At 38.9% G+C, this 26535-nt stretch carries 20 protein-coding genes; 6 read left to right on the top strand and 14 right to left on the bottom strand.

Annotated features, from left to right (window positions below; all coding sequences use genetic code 11):
• Positions 1–58: 58 nt before the first annotated feature.
• Together ACFINZ_RS04230 and secA are read right to left on the bottom strand one after the other, a co-directional pair.
• The gene (locus tag ACFINZ_RS04230; protein ID WP_375618055.1) at positions 59–550 is read right to left on the bottom strand and encodes a Fur family transcriptional regulator; all 492 of its coding nucleotides are present in this window, start codon (positions 548–550) and stop codon (positions 59–61) included.
• Positions 489–3206 (bottom strand): preprotein translocase subunit SecA, encoded by a 2718-nt coding sequence (secA, locus tag ACFINZ_RS04235; RefSeq protein ID WP_375633952.1) that lies wholly within the window; start codon positions 3204–3206, stop codon positions 489–491. Before secA ends, ACFINZ_RS04230 begins: the two co-directional genes overlap by 62 nt.
• A gap of 434 nt (positions 3207–3640) precedes the next feature.
• Here secA and ACFINZ_RS04240 point away from each other — a divergent pair, with 434 nt between their 5' ends.
• The 3 genes from ACFINZ_RS04240 (at position 3641) to mutT (ending at position 6497) form a co-directional block, all read left to right on the top strand.
• Positions 3641–4594: a peptidylprolyl isomerase gene (locus tag ACFINZ_RS04240; protein ID WP_375633953.1), complete on the top strand. Its 954-nt coding sequence runs from the start codon at positions 3641–3643 to the stop codon at positions 4592–4594.
• Between the two features lie 131 nt (positions 4595–4725).
• Positions 4726–5958: a bifunctional glutamate N-acetyltransferase/amino-acid acetyltransferase ArgJ gene (argJ, locus tag ACFINZ_RS04245; RefSeq protein WP_375633954.1), complete on the top strand. Its 1233-nt coding sequence runs from the start codon at positions 4726–4728 to the stop codon at positions 5956–5958.
• A 125-nt stretch (positions 5959–6083) separates the two neighbouring features.
• Positions 6084–6497, top strand: coding sequence for an 8-oxo-dGTP diphosphatase MutT (mutT, locus tag ACFINZ_RS04250; protein ID WP_375633956.1), 414 nt, complete (start codon positions 6084–6086; stop codon positions 6495–6497).
• Positions 6498–7418: 921 nt separating this feature from the next.
• Here mutT and ACFINZ_RS04255 read toward each other — a convergent pair.
• The 4 genes from ACFINZ_RS04255 to ACFINZ_RS04270 all read right to left on the bottom strand — a co-directional run bounded on the left by ACFINZ_RS04255 (position 7419) and on the right by ACFINZ_RS04270 (position 11932).
• On the bottom strand, positions 7419–8282 hold the full coding sequence (locus ACFINZ_RS04255; RefSeq protein ID WP_375634025.1) for an NlpC/P60 family protein: 864 nt from the start codon (positions 8280–8282) through the stop codon (positions 7419–7421).
• 152 nt (positions 8283–8434) lie between these two features.
• Positions 8435–9808, bottom strand: coding sequence for a M17 family metallopeptidase (locus ACFINZ_RS04260; protein ID WP_375701182.1), 1374 nt, complete (start codon positions 9806–9808; stop codon positions 8435–8437).
• A gap of 13 nt (positions 9809–9821) precedes the next feature.
• Positions 9822–10820, bottom strand: a complete 999-nt coding sequence (coaA, locus tag ACFINZ_RS04265) for a type I pantothenate kinase (protein ID WP_375633960.1) — start codon at positions 10818–10820, stop codon at positions 9822–9824.
• A gap of 122 nt (positions 10821–10942) precedes the next feature.
• Entirely contained in the window at positions 10943–11932 is a 990-nt protein-coding gene (locus ACFINZ_RS04270; protein ID WP_375633962.1) for an asparaginase, read from the bottom strand.
• A gap of 220 nt (positions 11933–12152) precedes the next feature.
• Here ACFINZ_RS04270 and hslV point away from each other — a divergent pair, with 220 nt between their 5' ends.
• Together hslV and hslU are read left to right on the top strand one after the other, a co-directional pair.
• Positions 12153–12734, top strand: a complete 582-nt coding sequence (gene hslV / locus ACFINZ_RS04275) for an ATP-dependent protease subunit HslV (RefSeq protein ID WP_375633964.1) — start codon at positions 12153–12155, stop codon at positions 12732–12734.
• The gene (hslU, locus tag ACFINZ_RS04280; RefSeq protein ID WP_375633966.1) at positions 12735–14045 is read left to right on the top strand and encodes an ATP-dependent protease ATPase subunit HslU; all 1311 of its coding nucleotides are present in this window, start codon (positions 12735–12737) and stop codon (positions 14043–14045) included.
• Positions 14046–14063: 18 nt separating this feature from the next.
• Here hslU and ACFINZ_RS04285 read toward each other — a convergent pair whose 3' ends face one another.
• The 3 genes from ACFINZ_RS04285 to rpsO all read right to left on the bottom strand — a co-directional run bounded on the left by ACFINZ_RS04285 (position 14064) and on the right by rpsO (position 17850).
• A complete protein-coding gene (locus tag ACFINZ_RS04285) occupies positions 14064–15059 on the bottom strand; it encodes a class I SAM-dependent methyltransferase (protein WP_375633968.1) in 996 nt (331 codons plus the stop codon).
• Between the two features lie 72 nt (positions 15060–15131).
• Positions 15132–17327, bottom strand: coding sequence for a polyribonucleotide nucleotidyltransferase (gene pnp, locus ACFINZ_RS04290; protein ID WP_375633970.1), 2196 nt, complete (start codon positions 17325–17327; stop codon positions 15132–15134).
• Positions 17328–17580: 253 nt separating this feature from the next.
• Entirely contained in the window at positions 17581–17850 is a 270-nt protein-coding gene (rpsO, locus tag ACFINZ_RS04295; RefSeq protein ID WP_005774142.1) for a 30S ribosomal protein S15, read from the bottom strand.
• A 314-nt stretch (positions 17851–18164) separates the two neighbouring features.
• Here rpsO and ACFINZ_RS04300 point away from each other — a divergent pair, with 314 nt between their 5' ends.
• Positions 18165–19793, top strand: a complete 1629-nt coding sequence (locus tag ACFINZ_RS04300) for an MFS transporter (RefSeq protein ID WP_375613307.1) — start codon at positions 18165–18167, stop codon at positions 19791–19793.
• A 459-nt stretch (positions 19794–20252) separates the two neighbouring features.
• On the opposite strand, the gene truB is transcribed toward ACFINZ_RS04300, so the two are convergent.
• The 5 genes from truB to nusA form a co-directional block, all read right to left on the bottom strand.
• A complete protein-coding gene (gene truB / locus ACFINZ_RS04305) occupies positions 20253–21215 on the bottom strand; it encodes a tRNA pseudouridine(55) synthase TruB (RefSeq protein WP_375643073.1) in 963 nt (320 codons plus the stop codon).
• 4 nt (positions 21216–21219) lie between these two features.
• Entirely contained in the window at positions 21220–21627 is a 408-nt protein-coding gene (gene rbfA, locus ACFINZ_RS04310) for a 30S ribosome-binding factor RbfA (RefSeq protein WP_375633973.1), read from the bottom strand.
• Positions 21628–21748: 121 nt separating this feature from the next.
• Positions 21749–24268, bottom strand: coding sequence for a translation initiation factor IF-2 (gene infB / locus ACFINZ_RS04315; protein WP_375680670.1), 2520 nt, complete (start codon positions 24266–24268; stop codon positions 21749–21751).
• Positions 24265–24900 carry an RNA-binding protein gene (locus ACFINZ_RS04320; protein WP_375633975.1) on the bottom strand — a complete coding sequence of 212 codons (636 nt, stop codon included), beginning with the start codon at positions 24898–24900 and terminating at the stop codon, positions 24265–24267. Before ACFINZ_RS04320 ends, infB begins: the two co-directional genes overlap by 4 nt.
• Complete coding sequence (nusA, locus tag ACFINZ_RS04325) at positions 24901–26532, bottom strand: transcription termination factor NusA (protein WP_375634589.1); 1632 nt, start codon at positions 26530–26532, stop codon at positions 24901–24903.
• Positions 26533–26535 lie beyond the last annotated feature (3 nt).

Here is a 26535-nt window from a genome sequence, read left to right on the forward strand (position 1 = left end):
ATTTTTATAAAATTTGATTTGCCTGAGGTATTTTATCTAATGATATATGATTACTTTTTTAAGAGTTTTTTTTTCCGTAAAGTTCAAGGCGGTGATGAATAATATCATAGCCAAGGGATTTTGCAATTTCCTCTTGCAGCTTTTCAATAACATCAGAATGAAACTCGATAACTTGTCCTGTTTCTATATCAATGAGATGATCATGATGTTGCCCATCTGCTTGCTCAAAACGAGATGGACCACCACTAAAGCTATGGCGATGAATTGTTCCATTTCCTTCTAATATTTTCATGGTTCGATAAACAGTTGAGAGTGAAATATTCGAATCTATTTTGTTTGCACGCTGAAAAATTTCAAATGCATTAGGATGATCATTTGTATCAGTCAAAATATCAAGAATAACTCGTCGTTGACGTGTTACTCTTAAACCAGCTGTGCGCAATTCTTGCTCATAATTTCGCTTTTTATTCATTTGCATAATTTGCTTTTCAAACAAAGGCTCCATGACAGTGTTTGTATTTTTTTTCTGAACCGCAAGGACAACGCTCATTACGTCCAACTTTTCCCCATGTGGTTATATCGTTAGGGTCACGATCTTGTGGATTAACAAATCTATTTTCTTGTGATCGTGCCCATAAGGTGGGAGCATTTTCTTGACTTTGATCATTAAAGACAGAAGAAGCAGCATCAGTTTGCTCAGGCATGGTCGGTTCTGTGGGGTGTTGAATGATTTCAAAGCGCATAAGCTTAGAAGTGACAATTCGGCGCAAATTTTTCAACATACTTTGAAAGAGTTCAAATGATTCTGTCTTATATTCATTGAGCGGATCCCGCTGCGCATAACCACGAAACCCAACAACAGAACGCAAATGGTCTAAACTCATCAGATGTTCACGCCATAACGTGTCAATAGTTTCGAGCAATACTGCTTTGTGAAAATAAGCCATAACTTCTGGAGAATATCGTTCAGTACGCTCATTTTCAAGTTTTGTAACAGCATCTGATACACGCTCTAGAATTTGCTCCTCGGCAATTCCATCTTCTTTTGCCCATTCTTCCACTGGAAGCTCAAGATTAAAGAGTTGTTGAAGCTCTTCTTCGAGAGTTTTTGCATCCCATTTTTCAGAATATGTCCCTGATGGAATATAAGCTTCTACGAGATCCTCTACGACTTCATTGCGCATTTCAAGGATCATTTCTGATAAATCATCTGCGTTCATAACCTCCATACGCTGTTCAAAAATAACCTTGCGTTGATCATTCATTACATCATCATATTTTAGCAGATTTTTACGAATTTCAAAGTTTCGTGCTTCGACCTTTTTTTGCGCTTTTTCAAGGGCTTTATTAATCCATGGATGGATAATAGCTTCATTTTCTTTCAATCCAAGTTTTTGCAGCATACTATCCATACGGTTAGAGCCAAAGATACGCATAAGATCATCTTGAAGAGAGAGAAAGAATTTTGAGCGACCAGGATCGCCTTGGCGACCAGAACGTCCACGAAGCTGGTTATCAATACGACGGCTTTCATGACGTTCAGTAGCGATAACGTAAAGCCCTCCAGCCGCTAAAGCTTTTTCTTTAAGCTTCTGAACATCTTTTTTTATTTCTTCAATTTTAGCTGTCCGCTCTGGACCTTCGGGGATATCCTGTAACTCTTGTCGGATGCGCATTTCAACATTACCACCAAGCTGTATATCCGTACCGCGTCCTGCCATGTTGGTTGCAATGGTGAGAGCTCTAGGAACTCCTGCTTGCGCAATGATATATGCTTCTTGTTCGTGATAGCGAGCATTTAAGACTCTAAAATCGGTAATGCCTTCTTTTCGCAAACGCTCTGCCAATTGTTCTGATTTTTCAATAGAGGTTGTTCCAACAAGAATAGGCTGTTCTTTTTCGTGTGCTTGACGGATATCACGCACAATTGCCCGATATTTCTCTTCTGCTGTTCGATAAATCTCATCATCTTCATCAATACGTTGTATTGGCAAATTGGTAGGGACTTCGACAACGTCAAGACCATAAATATTTCTGAATTCTTCGGCTTCTGTTGTTGCAGTTCCAGTCATGCCAGATAATTTTCTATACATACGGAAGTAATTTTGGAAAGTGATGGAAGCAAGTGTCTGGTTTTCTGGTTGAATAGCAACATGCTCTTTAGCTTCTAACGCTTGATGAAGTCCTTCAGAATAACGCCGCCCAGGCATCATTCGCCCTGTAAATTCGTCAATAATAACGATTTCATCATTGCGAACAATGTAATCTTTATCACGAGCAAACAGTTTATGAGCTTTTAGAGCATTATTGACATGATGAACGATAGCGACATTTTCTATGTCATAAAGACTCTCACCTTTAAGATGCCCAGCTTGTTCGAGCATTTTTTCAATTTTTTCAGTACCAACTTCGGTAAAGGTCGTTGTTTTTTGTTTTTCGTCTATTTCATAGTCTTCTGGAGTTAAGGCAGGAATAAATGTATCAATAAGGTTATAGAAGTCAGTACGATCTTCTAGAGGACCAGAAATAATAAGGGGGGTACGGGCTTCATCAATAAGAATCGAATCAACTTCATCAACAATTGCGTAATGATGTCCACGTTGGACCATTTGACTATGATCGAAGGCCATATTATCACGCAAATAATCAAAACCTAGTTCATTATTTGTGGCATAGGTAATGTCGCATGCATAGGCCTCTCGGCGGGCATCACTATCAAGATCATGAAGAATCACGCCTGTTGTAAGCCCTAGAAAACTAAAAATTTTCCCCATTGTTTCAGCATCACGACTGGCGAGATAATCGTTTACTGTCACAACATGAACGCCTTTACCTTCCAATGCATTGAGATAAATTGGTAGAGTTGCCATTAATGTTTTACCTTCACCAGTACGCATTTCAGCTATGCCACAGTCGTGAAGGACCATTCCACCAATAAGTTGCACGTCAAAAGGACGCATGTCATAAACACGTTTTGCGGCTTCACGAACAGTCGCGAAAGCTTCTGGTAAGAGCAAATTAACACTTTCACCTTCACTAAGACGTTTACGAAAGGCATCTGTTTTTTGGCAAAGCTGCTCATCACTTAATTTTACGAATTGTTCTTCCAAAGCATTAATTTGTGCAACTTTTTGGCGGAGTGCTTTGAGATGTCGCTCATGAGCTGAACCAAAAAACTTACGGGCAAAAACACCTAAACTGACCATCTCTGGCCCTTTCTTTTAATTGTTGTCACTCTTGTTGGGTAATTCATATGCTCTCCCCATACTCTACATTTCCTTCAGGTTGTCTGATATCATTGGAGACATCATGAAATGCAGATGGTACCATTATACTTGCTGGTGTGCAATTTTTCACTCTAATTGTAAAGTAGAGATAAGAGGCTAAGCGCTTTATGTCAACTTTAAGTATGCTATTTAACTGATACAATACAAAGTAATTTAAGATACAATATGTCATTTTTCTCTATTATCATGCTTTTCATCTGCATTAGATAGGATTGGAGAAACTGAGATAAAAGGATAATTTTATACTTTTTTAAAATAAATTACTAATTTATTTCTCTATGTTTAAAGATTAAAGTGTTATGTTAAAGAAAATTGGAATCTTGAACCTGCCTTCATTTTTAAGGAGTATATTTATGAAATTTAACTTTATCGCGCTTTTTTTAGCATCAACTTTATTGGCAAGTACAAGTTTAGGGGTGAGAGCCCAAGAAGGTTTGAATTCATCGTCGAATGATTTAAAGACTTTGGAGAAAGCTTCTGAAAAAGCCGTTTCTCCTTCTCATGTTATGGCGGTTATTGATGGGAAAAATATTACAGCAGGCCAATTGGATGATTTAGCACTTGAAATAAATCCTAATTTAGCACGTTTTCCTGATGAACAACGTCGTATGATGGTTCTAAAAGCTTATTTAGATATGCAGGCACTTGCAAAAGCAGCAAGAAGCAAAGGTCTTGATAAGACAGAAGCTTACGATAAACGTATGGCAGTCATGCGTGACAATGTTCTTCAACAGCTTTATTTTAAACAGGCGATTGTTGACAAAATATCGGATACTGATTTGGAAGCTCTTTATAAGCAAGAAGTTGCTGCTTTACCTAAAGAGGATGAGGTTAAAGCGCGTCATATTTTGGTCAAAACGAGAAAAGAAGCAGAAGCTATCATTAAGCATTTAAATAAAGGCGAAAATTTTGAAGAGATTGCAAAGAAAAGTTCAACAGATGGTTCTGCTGCCGTTGGGGGTGATCTTGGTTATTTTAGCCATGGTCAAATGGTCAAGCCTTTTGAAGATGCTGCATTTGGTTTGAAAGTTGGCGAATACACTAAACAACCCGTTGAAAGTCCTTTTGGTTGGCATATTATTAAATTAGAAGATCGTCGTGTAAAACAACCGCCTGCATTTGATGATGTTAAAGAGATGTTGCGGACACAGCTGATAAAAAAGCGCTATCAAGAACTAATTGTTGATTTACGTAGCAAGATAGATGTGAAATACCCTGATCCTAATGTTACAAAAATCATGGAATCGCTTCATCAAAATGGGACGCTACTTCCCGATGAAACATCTGATGAAGAAGATACGGAATAGCTAGGAAAAATAGGTGGATAGCCTCTTTAATAGATAATTTGCTAGGTTAGTTTTGTTCAAAAAGCCTAGCAGTTTTCTATGAGAGGTTATTGATCTGCAATCGTTTCATTTGTTTTTATAGAAAGCATATTGTGGTTTTGAAAATTTCTCCTTTGTCGCCTCAAAAGATCCAGGAGCTTTCTCCATTATCTGGTGTACGGATAGCAACAGCTGAAGCTGGGATTAAATATAAAGATCGTACAGATCTTCTTTTCATCATATTTGATAAGCCAGTGAGTGTGGCCGGTGTTTTTACTCGTTCAAAATGTCCATCTGCCCCTGTAGAGCATTGTCGTGCATCGCTTCCTCATGGGGTTGCGAGGGGTGTTGTTGTGAATTCTGGAAATGCAAATGCTTTTACAGGAAGCAAAGGAAAGCACACAACCGATGCAATTATTTGTGCAGCAGCGAACGCTTTAAAGGTTAGAGAAGATGAAATTTTTATAGCTTCTACGGGTGTTATTGGTGAGCCAATGGATGCATCGGGTATTGTCAATCTTTTACCAAGTATGACAGAGACAGCAGAAGAGGGAAATTGGTTGGAAGCTGCAAAAGCCATAATGACAACGGACACATTTCCAAAACTTGCGACGCGCACTTTTGACTGTGGGGGAGAGCGTGTTACCATTAATGGAATTGCAAAAGGTGCTGGTATGATTGCACCCGATATGGCGACAATGCTGTCATTTGTGGTTAGTGATGCTACCATTTCTTCGGATGTACTCCAATCCATGTTATCAGAGGCAGTTGAGGGTTCTTTCAATTCAATTACTGTTGATAGCGATACCTCAACTTCAGATACGCTTATGTTGTTTGCGACAGGGAAAGAACATTTTCCATGTCTTACAAGTAAATCTGATCCGCGCTATGGGGTTTTTGTGAAACAATTGAGTGCACTTCTGCATGAACTTGCACTACAAGTTGTTTGTGATGGTGAAGGTGCTCGTCATTTAATTGAGGTTAATGTGGTGGGTGCTACAACAAATAATGCAGCTAAAACTATTGCTTTATCAATTGCAAATTCACCGCTCGTAAAAACGGCTATTGCCGGTGAAGATGCGAATTGGGGGCGGGTCGTTATGGCAGTTGGGAAGGCCGGTGTTGAAGTCGATCGTGATCTATTGACGATTTGGTTTGGTGAGCATCGTGTGGCCGTGAATGGCGTACGAGATCCTGAGTATTGTGAAGAAACAATAGGTACTTATATGCAAGGTAAGCACATCACGATTCGTGTTGATATCGGTTTGGGTAAGAGCACGGCGACGGTTTGGTCTTGCGATTTAACAAAAGAGTACGTTATGATCAATAGCGATTACAGAAGTTAATGGATGCACTTTATATTTAACAGTTTATTATTTTTCAGAGCAAATGGGGTATGTGAGCTCTTTTAGGAGCAGAGGGGATATGATAGAAAAGTCAGTTATCTTTATGTTCCCTATTGGGGAGTGATATGTGTATGAAAAGTTCCATTCTTCTTGTTGTTGCATGCGCACTGTTAGATCAGAATAATCGTGTTTTGCTTACACAGCGTCCTGAAGGAAAATCGCTGGCTGGTTTATGGGAGTTTCCTGGTGGCAAGGTTGAGCAAGGTGAAACTCTGGAAGCATCATTGATTCGTGAACTAGAGGAAGAGCTTGGTATTTATGTTCAACCAAATAATTTACACCCTTTAACATTTGCAAGTCATAGCTATAAAACATTTCATCTCTTAATGCCATTGTATCTTTGTGACCATTATGAGGGCGTTGCGCAAGGACGAGAAGGGCAAAATTTAGAATGGGTTTTTATTAATGATCTTGATAAATACCCTATGCCTGATGCTGATAAACCATTGGTTCAGGTATTGAAAAATCACCTTCTTTAATGTGTCATAAGAAGGAAATATTGTTTAAATATAAATCAATATATTGAGTTATAATAATAATTTATAATTTTTTTTTATGTTGAATGGGGAAGTCCAGGGTCATAAAAAATTTTTTCATTTCAAATCTGTTTTATGTTAAATTAATCAAAATCATTCTTTTGCACGTTCCAAGTGGGGCGGGTCATATGGATAAAATTATTTAAGACAGAAATAAATAAAATACGTGCTGAAAGAACACTCTTCAATAGCCAAGGGTTATCGCAACATTGAGAATTGGCAAAAAGTGTATAATGATGCCTTTGCGCGCTTCATAAGCATAAAAATGGTGGTAGATAATGGATTTATACTTTTCGCGATTATTATTGAGAGATTGTCTTGGATGCATCGAGAGATATTAGGAGTATTTATTTCATAAGATATCGATAATAGGAAAAATTTCAAAAAATGTTGCTTTTGATTAAGAGGGGCATATCCCTTACGTAATATAGAACGCCATTGTGTTGCATATTTACGGGGTTGTTTAAAAGAGACATCTCGCAATATTCCAAAGCCCATTTCGTGCTGGCACTCGTGAATGGTATAATGGTAAAGCCTTATAAGATAAAATCTATTGAGCGCCACTATCTTTACGCTTATGAAGGAGTAAGCTGGTTCCAATGTTAGTTATGATAGCTCTTGGCATTTGAGAGCATTCAGAAGGGATATTTTTTCTTTTCGTAATCATTTTTACTTATACATCAATTTCGCTTGTGATGAACAAGCAAGCGATTTTGATTGATTCAACATAAAAACAGATTTGAAATAAGAGAATTTTACGATATTTAGAATGCTTGATGCAGAGCGAATGATGGATAGTTATCCTTATAAATCAATCTATTGTATAATAAAAACATTCAATTAACTTTTTATAGGAGGCATGTATTAAGTTTCTTGAATTGGACGGCGTTTTGCGATGGGATATTGATTTTTTTTAGCGATACGCGTAATTGTTTTTTCCAATGGCTCAATCATAACGTCCATAGAAAAACCATTTGCGTGAATAATATTTGCGTGATCGACCATAATAGCAACATGATCTTTCCAAAAAATTAAATCACCTCGTTGAAGTTTATCAGTATCTGTAAGAGGACTGCCTATAGTTTTTTGCTGCATATCGGTGTCACGTAAAACTATTTGATCAGTCATCATCATAGAGAGCTGAATGAGTCCCGAACAATCAATTCCAAAACCGCTGACACCACCCCAAAGATAAGGTGTACGGATAAAGGTTTCTGCAACTGTGACATAATCTTCATATACGCGTCCAATGGGGCTGAGATGGCTCGTAATGATTGCTGTTCTATTTTCAAGAATAGAATACATTGTGTCACGGACTTCAATTTCATCAACAACACTGACTTTGCTTCCCATAGATAATGGGGATACTATTGGTCCACGTAAGTCAGCGTGTAAATATTTAAATGTGCGTGGTACTGAAACAACATGGGTTTGTTTTATGGTTGATGTACAAAGAACTTTTGTATCAATATAACCGACATAACCATCTTTGAGTGATTGTCCCCACGACAATGTTTCCCCTTGTTCAAAAATGAGAAGTTCTTCTCCCAATAAGCATTCTGTTTGTCTTTCACTTTTTTTACTATTTTCTTTAAAAAGTTCAGCGACCGCTGTATTAACACGTCTTTTTTCACCTTGAACAAAGCGCTGAGCTGTAATTTCTGTTTCAAGACGTTGATCTGCTAGATCATCTCTGAATGCATGAAGTCTTGGGTCTTTAGAGATCATCTTTTTGCTGTCCATTTTGTTACTCCTTACCTTTAAACAAACTCATGAAAACTGTATTGGTAAGGTTTTTATCCTCAAACAAAACTAAGAACACAGTGTAAGACCAATTATTCTTTAAGCTGCAAAATTGTCCATTTTTGTGGATATTTGTGTCAAAATTCATTTTTAAAAATATTATAAAGGGCACGAATAGTTTGTGCTGATCCACCAATAGGGTATCCTGGTTTTTCTTTTGGAACCCATCCATAAAGGTCAAAATGCGCAAAATGTTCAGCTTTTTCAACAAAAGAATTAAGAAATAAAGCAGCCGTTATAGAATCAGCAAAGCTATTTCCAGTTACATTGTTAAGATCAGCAATTGGTGATGATAACATCTCTTGGTAAGGTTTCCAAAGGGGCATTTGCCAAAGAGGATCAAAGACAGCGTGAGCAGATTCAGAAATTTGTTGTGCCCATATTGAATCATTACAATAAAATGCGGGAAGATCTGGTCCTAATGCTATACGCGCTGCCCCTGTTAAAGTAGCCATACAAAGCATGAATTGTGGACTTTCTTCATCACCATAGGCGAGTGCATCGGCAAGGACAATTCGCCCTTCAGCATCTGTATTACCTACTTCAACACTTAAACCTTTACGACTTTTGAGAATATCACCTGGTCGGTAAGCATTCCCAGAAATTGCATTTTCTACAGCTGGAATCAAAACGCGTAAACGGAAAGGCAATTTTGCATCCATGATAAGTTTAGCCAATCCCAAAACGTTTGCTCCACCCCCCATATCTTTTTTCATAAGCAACATGTTATTGGCTGATTTAATATCGAGACCTCCAGTATCAAAAGTTACGCCTTTGCCCACCAACGTTATTTTAGGATGATGTTCTTGCCCCCAGAGTAACTCAATCAGTCGTGGTGCAGTGCTGCCTGCTCGTCCTACAGCATGAATCATCGGAAAGTTATGGATTAAGAGATCGTCTCCACAAATACTTTTGATATGAGCACCGTAGGTTTTTCCTAGTTTTCGAGCTTCTTTTTCGAGAGTATCAGGGTTCATATCATTGGCTGGAATATTAATGAGATCACGGACGAAAAAGACAGCTTCATAAATTCGTTGGAGCTCATTAAGATCAATCGCCTCATTGACATGGATAGATAATGATTTGAAAGAAGAATTTTGACGATAGCGATTAAATTGATAGCTACCAAATGCCAATCCAAGATAGGTATTTATTTCATCAGAGGTTGTACCTTCTAGATGCCATTGACCAGCAGGAAGCTTTTGAGCAAGCAGTCCTGTGATAAAAGGATCGTTACCATTGCCAATTCCAAATAAAACTTTTTTTAAATGTCCCGTTTCGTGAGGAATAAAGAGTATTTGTCCTGCTTTACCAGTAAAGTCATTAACTTTTATCCATGCTGTTGTTGACGCATCAAGTGATAAGTTGGCAAGAGTTCTTTGGTTTACCAAGATGATAGGGCAACTGTTATCGATACGCGTTGAGGTAAAATGAATGTGGTGGTGCTGCATAGTTATGAGATCCTTATAGTCGTCTAAGTGCGACATATTCGACCAAATGATTTTTTCCCTTTCGTAGAATGAGATTGGACCGTGGTCGTGTTGGCAATATATTTTCCTGTAAATTTTTTAAATTAATCGTTTGCCAAAGATCCTCAGCGATTTTTGAAGCTTCTTTTTCATTGAGGTGGGCATAACGATGAAAATAGGATTCAGGATTTTGAAAAGCTGTTTTACGCAAACGTTTAAAGCGCTCTAAATACCAGTGACGAATGACTTCTGTTTCGGCATCGACATAGATTGAAAAATCAAAAAAATCTGATACGAAAGGAATAACTTTCCCATCTTTAGGAAGATCACTGACCTGTAATACATTAATACCTTCAACAATTAAAATATCAGGACGATCAATGGTAATAGTCTGATTTTCTAGAACATCATAGATCATATGTGAGTAAAGCGGGGCACGGACATTTCCGATACCTGCTTTTATCGCCGAAAGAAAGCACAGCAACTTTTTAATGTCATAGGAATCAGGAAATCCTTTGCGATTCATTCGATTTTTTTGCTGTAAGATTGCGTTAGGATAGAGAAAACCATCCGTCGTTATCAGATCAACTTTAAGGCTAGATGTCCATCTTTTCAACAGTTCTTGAAGAATGCGAGCCGTGGTTGATTTTCCTACAGCTACAGAACCAGCAATTCCAATAATAAAGGGCGTTTTTCTACTCTCTTCTTGATGGAGAAACTGCTGACGTTTGTGAAAAAGTTCCTGTACTGCTTCAACATGGCATGATAATAGACGCGATAAAGAAAGATAAATGCGTTGGACTTCTTTAAGATCAATAGGATCATCAATAGAGCGTAAACGCTTAATTTCATCAAAAGTCAAAGTAAGAGGTGTGTCTGCACGAAACTCTGACCATTCTTGTGCAGTAAAAACGCGATAGGGTGAATATCGGTCAGAAACGGATTTGACCAGATTATCTTTCTGATTAATTTTTTGTATAGTCGTATCAATCATTTGTATTGGTCGAGAATTTTTTGCAGCAGCAATTGATTAAGAGCAGACAGATGAGCGGCTTTATTTTCAAGTAAATTTTGTTTTGCATGCTCTCTTCTTTTAAGATAATAGATCATTTTTCATTAACTTATAGTCCAGTCATTCCAGTTTGCACGGATTTGTGCTAATGAGTACCCTTGTGCCCAAAAAGCCCATAAAAGTAGGCGCGCTTTTACGGCTGATAAATAACCAGACATGAGAGCACCAGAAGCAATCATATCGATTTCGGAGCCTTTATAGCCATAAGTTATACGAGTTGTTGAGCCATTACAACAACGACTAGCAATAATGATTGGTATTTTTTGTGCATATTGTTGTACAAGGTCTGCTTCTTGAAAACTACAGTGTCCTGCACCAAAACCAGCAATAACAACTCCAGCATAATACCCACTTTCAAGGCATAGTTTCATTAATTGTGCATCAGATGATAAAGAGGAATAGAGGAGTGCAATTTGATGATCATGGTTTTGGGGAAGATCAAACGTTTTTGGGAAAAATTTTCGATCATTGAAATAAATAAGTTTTCCCTCTAAAATAGTTCCTAAAATACCTGCAAGACCTGATTGAAATGTTTCGACTTTGACGGTATGACTTTTATAGAGCCAATAAGGTGAATGAATTGTATCATTTATGACAACAAGAACGCCCCTGTTACGACTTTGTGTGGCTGCTGCGACACGAGTGGCTGCTAAAATGTTGGCGGGGCCATCGGCGCCTGCTTCATGAGGCATGCGCATAGCACCGGTTATGATGAGTGGTTCGGCTTCTTTCCAATAAAGAGAAAGAAAAAAAGCTGTTTCTTCCAGAGTATCAGTCCCTTGTGTTAAAACAATACCTTCTGCACCAGCGTTTATTTGTTGTTTTGCCCACTTAATTATTTCAAAAAGCATTTGAAACGATAAAGATCCACTTGGTATTTGCATTAATGTTTGTGCATTAATATCAGCAACGTTATTTAAATCAGGAACACTTTTTATGAGGTTATCTGAAGTTAAAGTCGGTTGCATGTGACCAAAACTATCAGCAGTCATTGCAATTGTTCCACCTAAGGTCCCTATGGCTATTTTTTTCATAATTTTCCTCTAAAAAGCACAAACTGTTTATATAAAGCTATTTAGCAGTAATTTACATTGACAACAATGATATCATTTTTCCATTTTCAACAAATTGAGTTATGCTGAATCATTGTGTTTTGCTGTATATGTTCTTAAATAGGACAATAGTAATTGAGTTTTACATTGTATGAAAAGAAATCAATATTAAAAAGTAAAGTTAATATTAAGGAGTTTCCTTATGACAGAACATAAGCCAGACATAATGTATGGTACAACAATTATTACGGTACGAAAAGGTGGAAAAGTCGTGATGTCCGGGGATGGTCAGGTCTCTCTTGGACAGACAATTATGAAAGGTAATGCACGTAAAGTGCGTCGTCTTGGAAAGAACGGAGTGGTTATTGCTGGTTTTGCTGGTGCTACGGCAGATGCTTTTACATTACTGGAGAGATTGGAAACAAAGCTTGAGCAATATCCTGATCAGCTTATGCGTGCTTGTGTGGAACTTGCAAAAGATTGGAGAACAGATCGCTATTTGCGTCGTCTCGAAGCAATGATGCTCGTGGCTGATAAGAAAGTAACTTTGGCTCTAACAGGGCTTGGTGATGTCTTAGAACCAGAAGATGGGGTTATGGCAATTGGCTCTGGAGGAAATTTTGCTCTTTCAGCAGCGCGTGCACTCATGGATTTGGATTTGGATGCAGAAACTATTGCTCGTAAAGCTATGGCTATTGCCGCTAAAATTTGTGTTTACACCAATGATCATTTTACGATTGAAACATTGGATGCAGAATTATCTTCTTTAGAGAAAGCTATTTAAATGTGTGTTGTATTTTCCCCTCGTGAAACTGTTTCTGAACTTGATCGTTTTATTATTGGCCAAAATGATGCCAAACGCTCTGTAGCTATTGCACTGCGCAATCGGTGGCGTAGGCAACAGCTTGATGCGCCGATGCGTGAAGAAGTTATGCCAAAAAATATTTTAATGATAGGGCCAACAGGAGTTGGTAAAACTGGTATTGCACGTCGATTAGCAAAACTTTCTGGAGCACCCTTCGTTAAAGTAGAAGCGACTAAATTTACTGAAGTTGGTTATGTGGGACGTGATGTTGAGCAAATTATTCGAGATCTTGTTGAAATTGCCATTTCTCTTGTGCGTGAAAAGAAACGGGATGAAATAAAAGAAAAGGCTCACGTGAATGCTGAAGAGCGCGTTTTAGATGCCCTTGTTGGTAAAACAGCCAGTCCCGCTACCCGTGATAGTTTTCGCAAAAAATTGCGTGGAGGTGAATTGGATGAGAAAGAGATTGAAATTGAAGTAGCCGATAATAATAGCAATAGTGCTTCAACCTTTGATATTCCTGGTATGCCTGGGGCACAAATGGGTATTATGAATTTATCAGATATTTTGGGTAAAATGGGCAGTCGTACAAAAGTTCGTAAGACGACAGTAAGGGATGCTTTTAAGCCGCTCATTGATGATGAATCTGAAAAACTCCTTGATCAGGATCAAATTATTCAAGAAGCGCTTCGTGTTGCTGAAAATGACGGGATTGTTTTTATTGACGAGATTGATAAAATTGCAACTAGGGATGGTGGAGCAAGTGTTGCGGTTTCGCGTGAGGGCGTTCAACGGGATCTTTTGCCTTTGGTTGAAGGAACAACAATTGCTACAAAATATGGGCAAATCAAAACAGATCATATTCTTTTTATTGCCTCAGGTGCATTTCATGTTTCTAAGCCATCTGATTTATTACCGGAACTTCAAGGACGTTTGCCCATCCGTGTGGAGCTAAACCCTTTAACAAGAGAAGATTTACGGCGCATTCTAACGGAACCAGAAGCTAGTTTGATTAAACAATATATTGCTCTTATGGCAACAGAAGAGGTTCATTTAGAAATTACCGATGATGCAATTGATGCTTTAGCAGATATTGCTGTAGATTTAAATGCAAGGATTGAAAATATAGGGGCACGTCGTTTGCAAACAGTGATGGAGCGCGTTTTGGATGAAATTTCTTTCACGGCACCTGATAAAGCTGGAACATCCTTTACAATTGATGCCGCTTATGTGAGAAAATCTATTGGCGAACTTGCTGCTGATATCGATCTTTCACGTTTTATTCTTTAGAGTTATCGCTTGTTTTCTTTATCTGCGCGCTTCGATAATTTTGAAACCATGGGCTTGTTCATGTATCAACACTGTGCGGAAAATATTTTTTAATAATGTTTCATAAGGCAGGTGGCGGTTTGCAACAAAAAGCAGACTGCCGCCTGGTTTTAGGCACTTTGCAGCATTTATAATAAAATTTTTTCCTAATGAAATATCTGTCGTTTGTTGCGTGTGAAACGGTGGGTTTGAAATGATTGTGTCATACAGATTTGTGATAGGTTCATGCACAAGGTCGTGCCAATAAAAATGAATTGAAAAAGGAGCTGTTCTGGATTTAAGGTGCTGTTTTGCTGCTCTCAAAGCGTTGTAGTCTGCTTCATAAAGGTCGAGAGCGGTGAGTTTTTCACTTCTTTCAAGCGCAACGTGAGAAAGATAGCCCCATCCAGCACCAAAATCAGCCATTTTTCCAGAAATAACTTTGGGCATATAAGAAGCAAGTGCAGCGGATCCCGGATCAATACGTCCGTGTGAGAACATACCAGAAGTGGTTTGAAATTTACCAAAAGTGAGCGGTGGTGAGCGCAATTGTGCAATGTTATGTCTCTCAATTTGTTGAGGAACTTGCAACCAAAATACAAGACCATGATTTTTAGACAATTTGTTGGTGATGGGAACAATTGTTTTGACCCACTTCATCATTGAAGCAGCACCAGCAGTTTTATTCCCACTGATTACAATCCATCCATTGGGTTTAACGCATTCTAATAAATCAAGAAAACAATTTTGGTTAAAACCACGATATTTGCTCAAATGTAAAAATGCACCATCATAGCTGAAGGTTTTATCTATTTGGGGAGAGCAGTGAAATTGAGTATCGACAAATTTTAAAAAATCTGGTCGCCAAGGCGTAATAACTTTTAAATTCTGTGCCCATTCTGGAGCTGGGATTTCTGTTAAACCGAAACTTAACCAACATTGGTTTGGATCAGGATATGGGAGTTCATGATTTTCAAAAGGCAAAAATAATAACACATATGACTCTTTCAAAGAAAAATGCCACTCCAATGTTGGGATGGCATTTCATGATACGATAAGAGGAAAAACTTACTCTTCTTTTTTCTTACGGCGGCGCTTATTTTCAGGTTGTTTTTTTTCATCCACGCACTTTTCTTCATTCATCGCTTTATCACCGGTGATTTCCTTTCCGGTTTTTTGATCAACAACCTTCATTGATAACCGAACTTTTCCACGCTCATCAAAGCCCATTAATTTAACCCAAACTTTGTCACCTTCCTTCACAATATCGGTTGTTTTGGTGACGCGTTCTGATGCAAGCTGAGAGATATGAACGAGTCCATCACGAGAACCAAAGAAGTTTATAAATGCACCAAATTCTGCAGTTTTTACAACTGTTCCTTGGTAGACAGCACCAACTTCAGGCTCATCGACAATAGAATGGATCCAGCGTTTTGCTGCTTCAATGGTTTTAGCATCAGCAGAAGCAATTTTAATGGTACCATCATCTTCAATATTAATTTTTGCTCCAGTTTGTTCCACGATTTCCCGAATAACTTTACCACCAGAGCCGATAACATCACGGATTTTATCGACAGAAATATTCATAACTTCGATTCGTGGAGAAAATTCACTCAGCTCAGCACGTGCACTGGTTAAAGCTTTCGCCATCTCATTGAGGATATGGATTCGTCCACCTTTGGCTTGTTCAAGCGCGATTTTCATAATTTCTTCGGTAATACCATCAATTTTGATATCCATTTGCAAGGCAGTAATACCATTTTCTGTTCCTGCGACTTTGAAATCCATATCTCCAAGATGATCTTCATCCCCTAAAATATCAGACAGAACAGCAAAGCGTTCTCCTTCTTTAATCAAGCCCATGGCAATACCAGCAACAGGGCGTGCTAGAGGAACGCCGGCATCCATGAGAGCAAGTGAGGTCCCACAAACCGTTGCCATAGAAGAAGATCCATTGGATTCAGTGATTTCTGAGACAGCACGAATAGTATAAGGGAAAGATTCTTTCGTTGGCAACATGGGGTGAATTGCTCGCCATGCCAATTTACCATGTCCAATTTCACGACGACCAGGAGAACCAAGGCGTCCCGTTTCACCCACTGAAAATGGTGGAAAATTGTAATGGAGAAGGAATGTTTCCTTATACATTCCCGTTAAGGAATCAACATATTGTTCATCTTCACCAGTTCCTAGTGTTGCAACGACAATAGCTTGTGTTTCTCCGCGGGTAAAGAGTGCTGATCCATGTGTGCGGGGTAAAATACTTACTTCTGATTGGATAGGGCGCACGGTAGAAAGATTGCGTCCATCAATCCGCTTTTGGGTATCAAGAATATTCCCGCGAACAATTTTTGCTTGCAACTGTTTAAATACGGTTGCAATTTGATCTGCACTAAATTGACAGTCTTTTTCTGTTTCTGGCATAAATTTATTGAGGATTTCTGTCTTTAGTGCATCAATTGCAGCATAACGTTCTTGCTTATCAGTAATTGTGTAAGCCTTTCGTATATCCTGTTCTGCCATTTTCTGCACCGCTTTTTCAAGTTCAGAAAGATTTTCAGGAACAAAATCACGAGGATCTTTTGCAGCAACTTCAGCAAGCTTTATAATGGCATCAAGGACAGGTTGAAGGCCTTTGTGACCAAACATCACTGCTCCCAACATGATATCTTCCGATAATTCTTGTGCTTCTGATTCAACCATCAAAACAGCACTTTCTGTTCCAGCAACAACAAGATCAAGTTTTGATTCAGGCATTTCATCAATATGAGGATTAAGAATATATTGTCCATTACAATAGCCAACGCGGGCACCGGCTATAGGCCCCATGAAAGGAACACCTGACAGGGTCAATGCGGCAGAAGATGCAATCATCGCAAGGATATCGGGATTATTTTCGAGATCATGCTGTATAACGGAAACAATCACTTGCGTATCATTTTTATATCCCTCAACGAAAAGGGGACGAATTGGGCGATCAATCAAACGTGAAACCAAAGTTTCATTTTCACTTGGTCGACTTTCACGTTTTAAATAGCCCCCAGGTATTCGACCAACAGCATAGGATTTTTCTTGATAATTAACGGTGAGTGGAAAAAAGTCCTGGTCTGGTTTTGGACTTTTGGCTGATACAACGGTTGCTAAGACAATAGTTTCTCCATAGGTAGCAATCACTGCACCATCAGCTTGACGTGCTATTTTCCCTGTTTCAAGGGTGAGAGGACGCCCAGCCCATTCAATTTCTATCTTGTGCGTTTTGAACATTTTTTATCCTTAATGACCAGTGTTTAAATCTTTGATTGCTCACATTCTGGTTTTGCGTAGCATATTTCCAAGCTCTGGGGTGGACAACATACTTTTTATCTTTGTTACGAGAATAGAGAAGTAAACTGCCTTAAATGCGAAATGATAAGCAGTCCTATCCCATAATAACTTGTCAGTTTTTAAATTTTTTAATTAAAAGCAACACGTTGAAAAAATGGGTGGTTTTTTTTTAAACGCCACCACCATTTTTCTTTTAGCGACGCAAACCTAACTTTTTGATAAGTGTCTGATAACGATTTTGGTCAACTCCTTTAAGATAATCAAGAAGACGCCGACGTTGAGACACCATCTTCAAAAGACCACGACGAGAATGATTATCCTTTTTGTGAGATTTAAAGTGGTTTGTTAAATTAGAAATACGTTCAGAAAGTACAGCAATCTGTACTTCTGGTGATCCTGTATCACCAACTTTATTTGCGTATTCTGCGACAAGAGCTTGTTTACGTTCAGCTGTAATCGACATCGTATTATCCTTTCCAAAAACGAAGAAACATAAAGTCACCCATAGCCGAGATGTCGTTCAGCAAGGGTCTGTGAGGAAACAAGAAGAGTCAAAGACTCTTACCTATTTTCGTCCTTATATAGGAAAGAAGGTTAAAATACTAGTCCTTTACAGCATTTTGAAGTCTTTCTTTAAATAAAAGCTTTTGTTTTGAAATATTGATTTAAATAGAGTTTTATGAGAAGTTTTTTAAAGAATTATGCATCCTTTTGATACAAAGATTATGAGCGTGTGTGTGATAACAAAGATGATAAATACCGATTTGGAGGAAAAAGATGCAGAGCATTTCAACATTAAAACTTTTTCGTAATTCGGTATTTCGAAATCTATGGTCATCTACTCTTATTTCTAATTTAGGGGGGCTGATACAGGCTGTTGGAGCAGGGTGGTTAATGGCGTTGATTAGTTCTTCGCATTCCATGGTTGGGCTTGTTCAAAGTGCCACAACATTACCACTTGTTATGTTTTCTTTGATGGCAGGGGCATTAGCGGATAATTTTAATCGGCGTCAAATTATGTTGTGTGCGCAGATTATGATGATGGTCATATCCATGAGTTTATCTGTTTTAGCCTATATGGGATTTCTAACACCTTGGCTTTTGTTATGTTTTACGTTTTTGATTGGATGTGGCACAGCTTTTTATAATCCTTCTTGGCAAGCAACGATAGGAGATATTGTGAGCAGGGAAAATATTCCTGCTGCTGTTAGTTTGAATAGTGTAGGCTTTAATTTGATGCGGAGTGTTGGTCCTGCTATTGGTGGTGCCATCATTGCAACTTTGGGGGCATCTGCTGCTTTTTTGTTTAATGCTATAAGCTATATTCCTCTTATTGGTGCGTTGTTTTTCTGGAAGTCGAATTATGAAAACAACTCATTACCACGAGAAAGGCTGTTAGGAGCTGTCTCAGATGGTTTGCGTTATGTTGCGATGTCACCTAATCTCCTGAGTATTATGGTTCGAGCGTTCCTTTTTGGTATAGGAGCAATTTCTATTTTAGCACTTTTGCCAATTGTTGCGCATAAAGTTCTTGGAGGAAGTGCCCTTCTTTATGGTACATTGCTCGGTTGTTTTGGGTTAGGAGCCATGACAGCAGGTATTATTAATGCAGTTGTACGGCATCATTTTCGTTCAGAAACAATTATTGCAAGTGCATTTATTGGTTTTGCCTTTTCTTGCTTTTTATTGGGAATAAGCCGTTCACTGATTATAAGCCATATTGCTTTATTTCCTGCAGGGTTATGTTGGGTTTTGGCATTATCATTGTTTAATACATCTGTACAACTCTCTACACCACGCTGGGTTGTTGCACGTTCTTTAGCACTTTATCAAACGGCATCTTATGGGGGGATGGCTATTGGAAGTGCAATCTGGGGAGTTTTGGCTGATGGTTATTCTCCAACAATTGCTTTGAGCGTTTGTTCTCTATTCTTGATTTTTGGTGCTCTTGCGGGGGTAAAATTTAGAATTCAAGAAATTCCTCAGATAGATTTAAATCCTCTTGATCATTTTAGAGAGCCGGAATTATTACTTGACCTCAAAGCAAGAAGTGGACCGATCATGATAATGATCGATTATAAAATTCATGAAAATGATCTTGAAGAGTTTCTCAAAGTGATGACGCGTCGACGCCATATTCGATTACGTGATGGTGCGCGTCAGTGGGTCCTTTTACGAGATCTTGAAAGACCTGAATATTGGACAGAGGCTTATCATATGCCAACATGGGTAGATTATTTACGCCATAATCATCGTCGTACAAAAGCAGATGCAGAAGTCAATAAGCGTCTGCGTCATTTAAATTGTGCTCCTAACGGTATAAGAGTGCACCGCATGATTGAACGCCAAACAATACCTCAAGCCAATGAGATGCTTTTAAAAGTTTCCTCTGATCATCTCCCTTAGGATTAAAACAGTTTTTGTAAATATTAAATATATTAATATTATTTCGATCAATTTGTTAGCATAATCATAAAAAAATTGCTGTTTCAATATTTAATGAATTGATTTATAATGGTTATTTGTTATTTTTCATGTTGAGTGATAGTTCTGAAAATCTTAAGCTTTTCTCGTTTCAAATCTATTTAGAGTAAATCAGTCCATATCTTTGCTTGTACATTATAAACGAGGACTAAAGTATGAGTAAAAAACGATTAAAAAAGAAATAAAAAGCCTCTTATGAATCCTTTAAATGCAAGGATTGTTGCGACATTAAGAGGAAAAAGTGTGTGGTGGTGTTAGCTTATAGCACTGACTTAAATTTTGATATGAATACGGTAAATATAGACAATGAAAAGCACCATATGTTTCTTAATTGATAGAGAAAAATATCTTTCCGCAGAAGGTGGTTGGGAAAAGAATCGATTAAATTGTGAAAATCCTCTTTGGTTTAAATAGACCTTTGTCGAGAGTGCCAATAGCAAGAAGTTGTTCCTTATAGAGGACACAAACTTCCTCTTCATCAAGAGGTACTTTGTGATGATTCAAGAGGATAGAATGGCCTCTTATAATCCTCTGTGCTTGAGTTTCATTAAGGATATAGTGAGGGAGGCAATCCAATGCGGCGCTTGTGTCAATTAAGAGCTCATCAAGTGTTGTGAAGTTTTTTTCAAAAGAACGATTATTTTCATCTGTAGTGTTTTTATTTGGCGGAATGGCTGCTTTTAGTTCCTCCCATGTAATGAGATCTTCTTCATCAAAAGGTGCGACGGCAATACGTCTTAAATCAGCAATATGCCCATAGCAACTGAGATCACGTCCTATATCGCGTGCTAAAGAGCGCACATAAGTTCCTTTTCCGCAGGTTATTTCAAAGACAGAATGCTCTTTGGTAGGCATTTCTAATAACTTGAAAGTTTCTATTTCCACTTCACGGGGCGGAATTTCAACAACTTCCCCTTCACGCGCTAAATCATAGGCACGATTTCCGGCAATTTTGATTGCTGAAAATTGTGGAGGTGTTTGCAAAATAACACCTGTATATTGAGGAAGAAGAGCAAGTATTTCTTCTTGTGTTGGACGTATGAGAGAAGTTTTCGTTATTTCTCCTTCTAAATCATCTGTTGAGCGCTCTTGCCCCCAAGCAATATGAAAACGGTAAGTTTTTTTGCCTTGCATCACGTAAGGGACGGTTTTGGTTGCTTCGCCCAATGCAATGGGAAGGAGACCAGAAGCAAGAGGATCAAGTGTACCCGCATGTCCTGCCTTTTGAGCATGGAAGAGCCATTTGATTTGTGAGACAGCTTCTGTTGATTTCATTCCTTTTGGTTTATCAAATATGACCCAGCCAGAAACAGGACGCCCTTTTTTCTTGTGTTGCCGCGCCATATCTTTAATCCTCATCTGTATCACTATGGTGAAGATCGCGCGCAACCTCAGGCGAGCGAAGGAGGGCATCAATTTTTGAAAAATTATCAAAACTATTATCAATTCGGAAACGCAGTTCTGGCATATATTTCATTTGTCGCAACGCATGACTGATTTCTCCACGGAGAAAACGACTATGTTTATTGAGGGTATCAACAACATCGGTATGAGAAGCATTTTTAAGAGTGCTGAGAGGTGATACAAAGCAAGTAGCAATTTTTAAATCTGGTGACATGCGTACTTCAGAGACAGAAATAACAATATCTTTTAAGATATCATCAAGCAAAATATCACGCTGTAATATATGCGCTATTGCATGACGTACTTGCTCTGCTACTCTAAGTTGCCGTTGTGATGGCCCTGCATTTTTCATCAAAGTTTTATCCTTGCTACAAGATCTCTTTTTTGACCATTTAGATAAGGAAAAAGAGATATTGTGTATAAAACCTAATAACTTTTCTCATTTCACAACAGAGTAAAGTTATTGGATTATTTTATAATGTGCGATTAATATGTTCGATACGGAAGGTCTCAATGATGTCTCCTGCACGCATGTCTTCATAATTTTCAAAGGCTATTCCACATTCTTGACCACTTTGCACTTCATTGACTTCATCCTTAAAGCGTTTGAGTGTTTTCAGCTTTCCTTCGTGAATAACGATATTATCGCGGATAAGGCGAACACCGGCTCCTCGTTCTATTTTACCTTCTGTAACACGACATCCTGCAACTTTTCCAATTTTTGTAATGTTAAAGACTTCTAGAATTTCAGCATTACCAAGGAAAGTTTCACGCTGTTCTGGTGAGAGTAATCCAGACATGGCAGCCTTGATATCGTCAACAAGATCATAAATGATGTTGTAATAACGAATCTCAATTCCTTGTGTTTTAGCAAAATCACGTGCTTGCTTATTGGCTCGAACATTAAAGCCAATTACAGCAGAGTTAGAAGCTTCTGCAAGAGAAATATCACTTTCGGTAATTCCTCCAGCACCAGAATGTACAATACGTGCACGAACCTCATCATTTCCAAGTTTTTCCAATGCTGAAGCAATTGCTTCGATTGATCCTTGCACATCCCCTTTTATAATAAGAGAAAATTCCTTAACACCAGTCGTTTGCAATTTTGTCATCATTTGCTCAAGAGAACCACGCGAACCAGTTTGCCGCGCAACAGCTTTATCACGTGCTAATCGTTGTCGATATTCAGAAATTTCACGTGCTTTTGCTTCATGTGTGACAACAGCAAAACGGTCTCCGGCTTGTGGTGTTCCTTGCATGCCTAAAATTTCAATTGGTGTAGAGGGAACGGCTTCTTTGACATGGCGGCCATGGTCGTCAATCAAAGCACGCACACGACCCCATTCATTTCCAGCAACTATAATATCAGAAGGGTGTAATGTACCTTTTTGAACAAGAACTGTTGCAACAGACCCACGTCCGCGATCCAATTTGGCTTCAATGATAACGCCCTCTGCAGTTCGTTGGGGATCTGCTTTCAGATCAAGCATTTCAGCCTGAAGAAGGATAGCTTCGAGAAGTTTATCAAGATTTTGACCAGTTTTAGCAGAAACTTCAACGTCCAAAGTTTCACCACCCATAGTTTCAACAAACACTTCATGTTGTAGAAGTTCTGTACGCACTTTTTGTGCATTCGCAGCTGGTTTATCAATTTTGTTGATAGCAACAATGATAGGTACACCAGCAGCTTTCGCATGATTGATTGATTCAATCGTTTGAGGCATAACACTATCATCAGCGGCTACAACGAGAACAGCAATATCAGTAACACGAGCTCCGCGTGCACGCATAGCCGTAAATGCAGCATGACCTGGTGTATCAATAAAGGTAATTTTTTGACCGTTTTGTTCTACTTGATAGGCACCAATATGCTGCGTAATACCTCCTGCTTCGCCAGAAACAACATTTGCTTTACGAATAGCATCCAAAAGAGAAGTTTTTCCGTGGTCAACATGGCCCATAATGGTTACAACAGGGGCGCGCTGCTGCATGTTTTGAGGATTATCTGTTATATTAAAGATACCTTCTTCTACGTCAGATTCTAAAACACGTTTAACAGTATGGCCAAATTCAACAGCGATGAGTTCGGCAACATCTGCATCAATAACATCGCCAGGTTTCATCATTTGTCCTTGTTTCATCAAGAATTTAATCACATCAACAGAACGCTCAGTCATACGTTGTGCGAGCTCTTGAATGGTAATCGTTTCAGGAAGAACAACTTCGCGAGAAATTTTTTCTCTTGGTTCTTGATTTTGTGCACGCTTAAACTTTTCCTGTCTACGCCGCATTGCAGCCATTGAGCGCCCACGTGCGCTTCCTTCTTCATCCAGTGCACTATTCAGAGTTAGCTTTCCGCGTCTCCGCTCATCAGCTCCTTTGACAACTTTGGGTACACGTATTTCTGATTTAGCAGGATTAGCACGTCGACTATGCCGTTCTTCCTCATTATTGTCATCTATTTTGCGTTTTTCAACCACGGTTGTCTGTTTAGTGGCAATAGGAATATCTGCCTGTTCAATGAGAGGGGGAACAGGTGGAGTCTGCACTGGCGATATTTCTTCTTCTTGTTGGAGATGGATTTCTTTTTCTTTAATTTCTTGCTGTAAAATTTCTTCACGCTCTTTAGCGCGTCTTGCTTCTTCTTCGGCTTGTTCTCGCGTTATTCTTTCTTGGATATGTGCTTCTTCTAACGCGCGAAGTCTCGCTTCCATTTCAGTTGATGAAAGATTGCTTTTTGCCACAGATTCTTGAGGCTTTTTTTCCTCAAAACGCGGTTTAGAACGCTGGGGGGCCACATGCGGCTTTGTAATGGGCTGTAGGGTTTCAGCTTTTTCATCAGGTCGCGTAATTTTACGCCGTTTGGTTTCGACAACGACAGCCTTCGTACGGCCATGACTAAAATTTTGTTTAACCGTGCTCGTTTCCAAGACAGACCTCTTGAGAGTTAGTATCTTCTTGACCGTTGTTTTGTCGTTGTTATTTTCACTCATTGTACTTCCTTCACGGCTTGTGCCGTCATCTCACTAGACTTACTATGCTTGTCGTCACGATAGCTGATCAATCTACATGTCGTTTTGAGAAATCCTTCAGCAGCTTTTGTGTCCAGTAAGGCCGCGTGCATTACAGGATTAGAGCCAAAAGCCACTCGCATTTCATCATTTGTAAATAAAGATATGGTTTTTATAGTCCGATTTGTTTGTTGTTGTATTGAATGGATGGCCTGTGCAATTTTTCGTTTCCCATCTTCTGTTGTTTCTTTAGCATGAAGTACAAGAATAACTTTACCAGAGCGGATAGCAGCGTCAACCTTTGTTGCTCCCATAACAATTGCTCCCGCTTTTCGTGCCATGGAAAGGCTTGAAAGAGCGGCTTTTAGTAAAAGCGTATCAACAACATGCACAAGATTTGGTGTAACTTCAACATCTGTTTTAAAATTTCTATGAAAAGCTTTCTGTTTGATTGCTTTCTCAATAACAGCGTGATGGGCAGAAATCCAAACGCCACGCCCTGGTAAATTCGCTTTAAGATCAGGAACAATTTGGTTATTGGGACCAATAACAAAACGGATCAGCGTTTGTGCTGAAGCATTTTTTCGGGTCACAATGCAAGTCCGTTCATTCATTTAAAGTGTATCCACATCCAAATCATCTGTTTTTTCATTTTCTGCAGAATTTTCATCTTCTACAGGATTTTCTGTAACAAGATCAGCTTGGTCTATCCAGCCTGCTTGTACACGTGCGGCTAAAACCATAGCTTCTGCATCTGCGCGTGTAATGTCAAAAGGGGTTAAAATACCAGAAAAATTCTGTGTTTGACCTTCTTTACGTTCTCTCCAACCAGCTAAATCATCAACGGCATAGCCAGCAAAGTCTTCTATTGTTTTTACACCATCCTGACCTACAGCAACCAACATAGCACTTGTCATTCCAGGAAGTGTTCGCAACTCGTCAGAAACTCCGAGCTTTTTGCGTTTTTCATCAAGTTCTTTTTCTTGATGATCAAGATATTCGCGGGCACGACTTTGGATTTCAGCGGCGGTATCATGGTCAAAACCATCAATAGAAGCGATTTCTTCAAGATCAATATAGGCGATTTCTTCAATAGAAGAAAAACCCTCTGATGCCATAACCTGTCCGATCATTTCGTCAACCTCTAAGGCTGCCATAAACAATTTACTCCGTTCAGTAAATTCTTTTTGACGATTTTCAGATTCTTCCTTTTCCGTTAAAATATCAATGTTCCATCCTGTTAGTTGCGAAGCCAAGCGAACATTTTGCCCACGTCGTCCAATAGCAAGGCTAAGTTGATCATCTGGCACAATAACTTCAATCCGTTCAGCATCTTCATCAAGGATGATTTTAGAAACTTCAGCAGGTTGCAGTGCATTAACGACAAATGTTGCCGCATCAGGCGACCAAGGAATAATATCAATTTTTTCGCCTTGTAATTCAGCAACAACAGCTTGTACACGACTTCCTCGCATTCCAACGCATGCTCCAACAGGATCAATGGAACCATCGCGTGAAACAACGGCGATTTTAGCCCGTGAACCTGGATCACGAGCAACAGATTTGATTTCTATAATACCATCATAAATTTCTGGTACTTCCATAGTGAAAAGTTTTACCATAAATTGGGGATGTGTGCGTGAAAGGAAAATTTGTGGACCACGCGTTTCACGGTGTACATCATTGACAAAAGCACGAATGCGATCTCCATAGCGGAATGATTCACGAGGAATTAATTCATCACGGCGAACAATAGCTTCACCGCGTCCTAGATCAACGATGACGTTACCATATTCCACACGCTTAACTGTACCAGAAATAATTTCACCAACTTTATTTTTGAATTCCTCATATTGCTGATCGCGCTCTGCATCGCGTACTTTTTGTACAATAACCTGTTTAGCAGATTGTGCTGCGATACGTCCAAAATCCATAGGAGGTAAAAGATCAGCAAAAAAATCACCAATTTTTGCTTCTGTTTGACGTTTGAGAGCATCAGACAAAGTAATTTCCGTTGTATAGTCTTCAACGACATCAACGATTTTAAGCAGGCGCTGTAATTTAATTTCACCTGTTTTAGAATTGATTTCAGCACGAATATTGGTTTCTTGACCATAACGAGAACGTGCTGCTTTTTGAATAGCATCAGCCATCGCAGAAATGACAATTTCACGGTCGATTGACTTTTCACGTGCAACAGCATCTGCAATTTGCAGAATCTCAAGCCTGTTAGCGCTTGTAGCCATCAA

Source organism: Bartonella sp. AA81SXKL (assembly GCF_042196945.1).
In the GTDB taxonomy this organism is placed as follows: domain Bacteria; phylum Pseudomonadota; class Alphaproteobacteria; order Rhizobiales; family Rhizobiaceae; genus Bartonella.

Bases quoted from the DNA above. Each gene is read 5' to 3' on its own strand.
- ACFINZ_RS04300 (WP_375613307.1), top strand. From the start codon at position 18,165: ATGCAGAGCATTTCAACATTAAAACTTTTTCGTAATTCGGTATTTCGA.
- hslV (WP_375633964.1), top strand. From the start codon at position 12,153: ATGACAGAACATAAGCCAGACATAATGTATGGTACAACAATTATTACG.
- rpsO (WP_005774142.1), bottom strand. From the start codon at position 17,850: ATGTCGATTACAGCTGAACGTAAACAAGCTCTTGTCGCAGAATACGCA.
- secA (WP_375633952.1), bottom strand. From the start codon at position 3,206: ATGGTCAGTTTAGGTGTTTTTGCCCGTAAGTTTTTTGGTTCAGCTCAT.
- pnp (WP_375633970.1), bottom strand. From the start codon at position 17,327: ATGTTCAAAACGCACAAGATAGAAATTGAATGGGCTGGGCGTCCTCTC.
- coaA (WP_375633960.1), bottom strand. From the start codon at position 10,820: ATGATTGATACGACTATACAAAAAATTAATCAGAAAGATAATCTGGTC.
- infB (WP_375680670.1), bottom strand. From the start codon at position 24,268: ATGAGTGAAAATAACAACGACAAAACAACGGTCAAGAAGATACTAACT.
- ACFINZ_RS04240 (WP_375633953.1), top strand. From the start codon at position 3,641: ATGAAATTTAACTTTATCGCGCTTTTTTTAGCATCAACTTTATTGGCA.
- truB (WP_375643073.1), bottom strand. From the start codon at position 21,215: ATGGCGCGGCAACACAAGAAAAAAGGGCGTCCTGTTTCTGGCTGGGTC.
- ACFINZ_RS04260 (WP_375701182.1), bottom strand. From the start codon at position 9,808: ATGCAGCACCACCACATTCATTTTACCTCAACGCGTATCGATAACAGT.
- mutT (WP_375633956.1), top strand. From the start codon at position 6,084: ATGTGTATGAAAAGTTCCATTCTTCTTGTTGTTGCATGCGCACTGTTA.
- nusA (WP_375634589.1), bottom strand. From the start codon at position 26,532: ATGGCTACAAGCGCTAACAGGCTTGAGATTCTGCAAATTGCAGATGCT.
- ACFINZ_RS04255 (WP_375634025.1), bottom strand. From the start codon at position 8,282: ATGATCTCTAAAGACCCAAGACTTCATGCATTCAGAGATGATCTAGCA.
- ACFINZ_RS04320 (WP_375633975.1), bottom strand. From the start codon at position 24,900: ATGAATGAACGGACTTGCATTGTGACCCGAAAAAATGCTTCAGCACAA.
- ACFINZ_RS04270 (WP_375633962.1), bottom strand. From the start codon at position 11,932: ATGAAAAAAATAGCCATAGGGACCTTAGGTGGAACAATTGCAATGACT.
- ACFINZ_RS04230 (WP_375618055.1), bottom strand. From the start codon at position 550: ATGAGCGTTGTCCTTGCGGTTCAGAAAAAAAATACAAACACTGTCATG.
- hslU (WP_375633966.1), top strand. From the start codon at position 12,735: ATGTGTGTTGTATTTTCCCCTCGTGAAACTGTTTCTGAACTTGATCGT.
- rbfA (WP_375633973.1), bottom strand. From the start codon at position 21,627: ATGAAAAATGCAGGGCCATCACAACGGCAACTTAGAGTAGCAGAGCAA.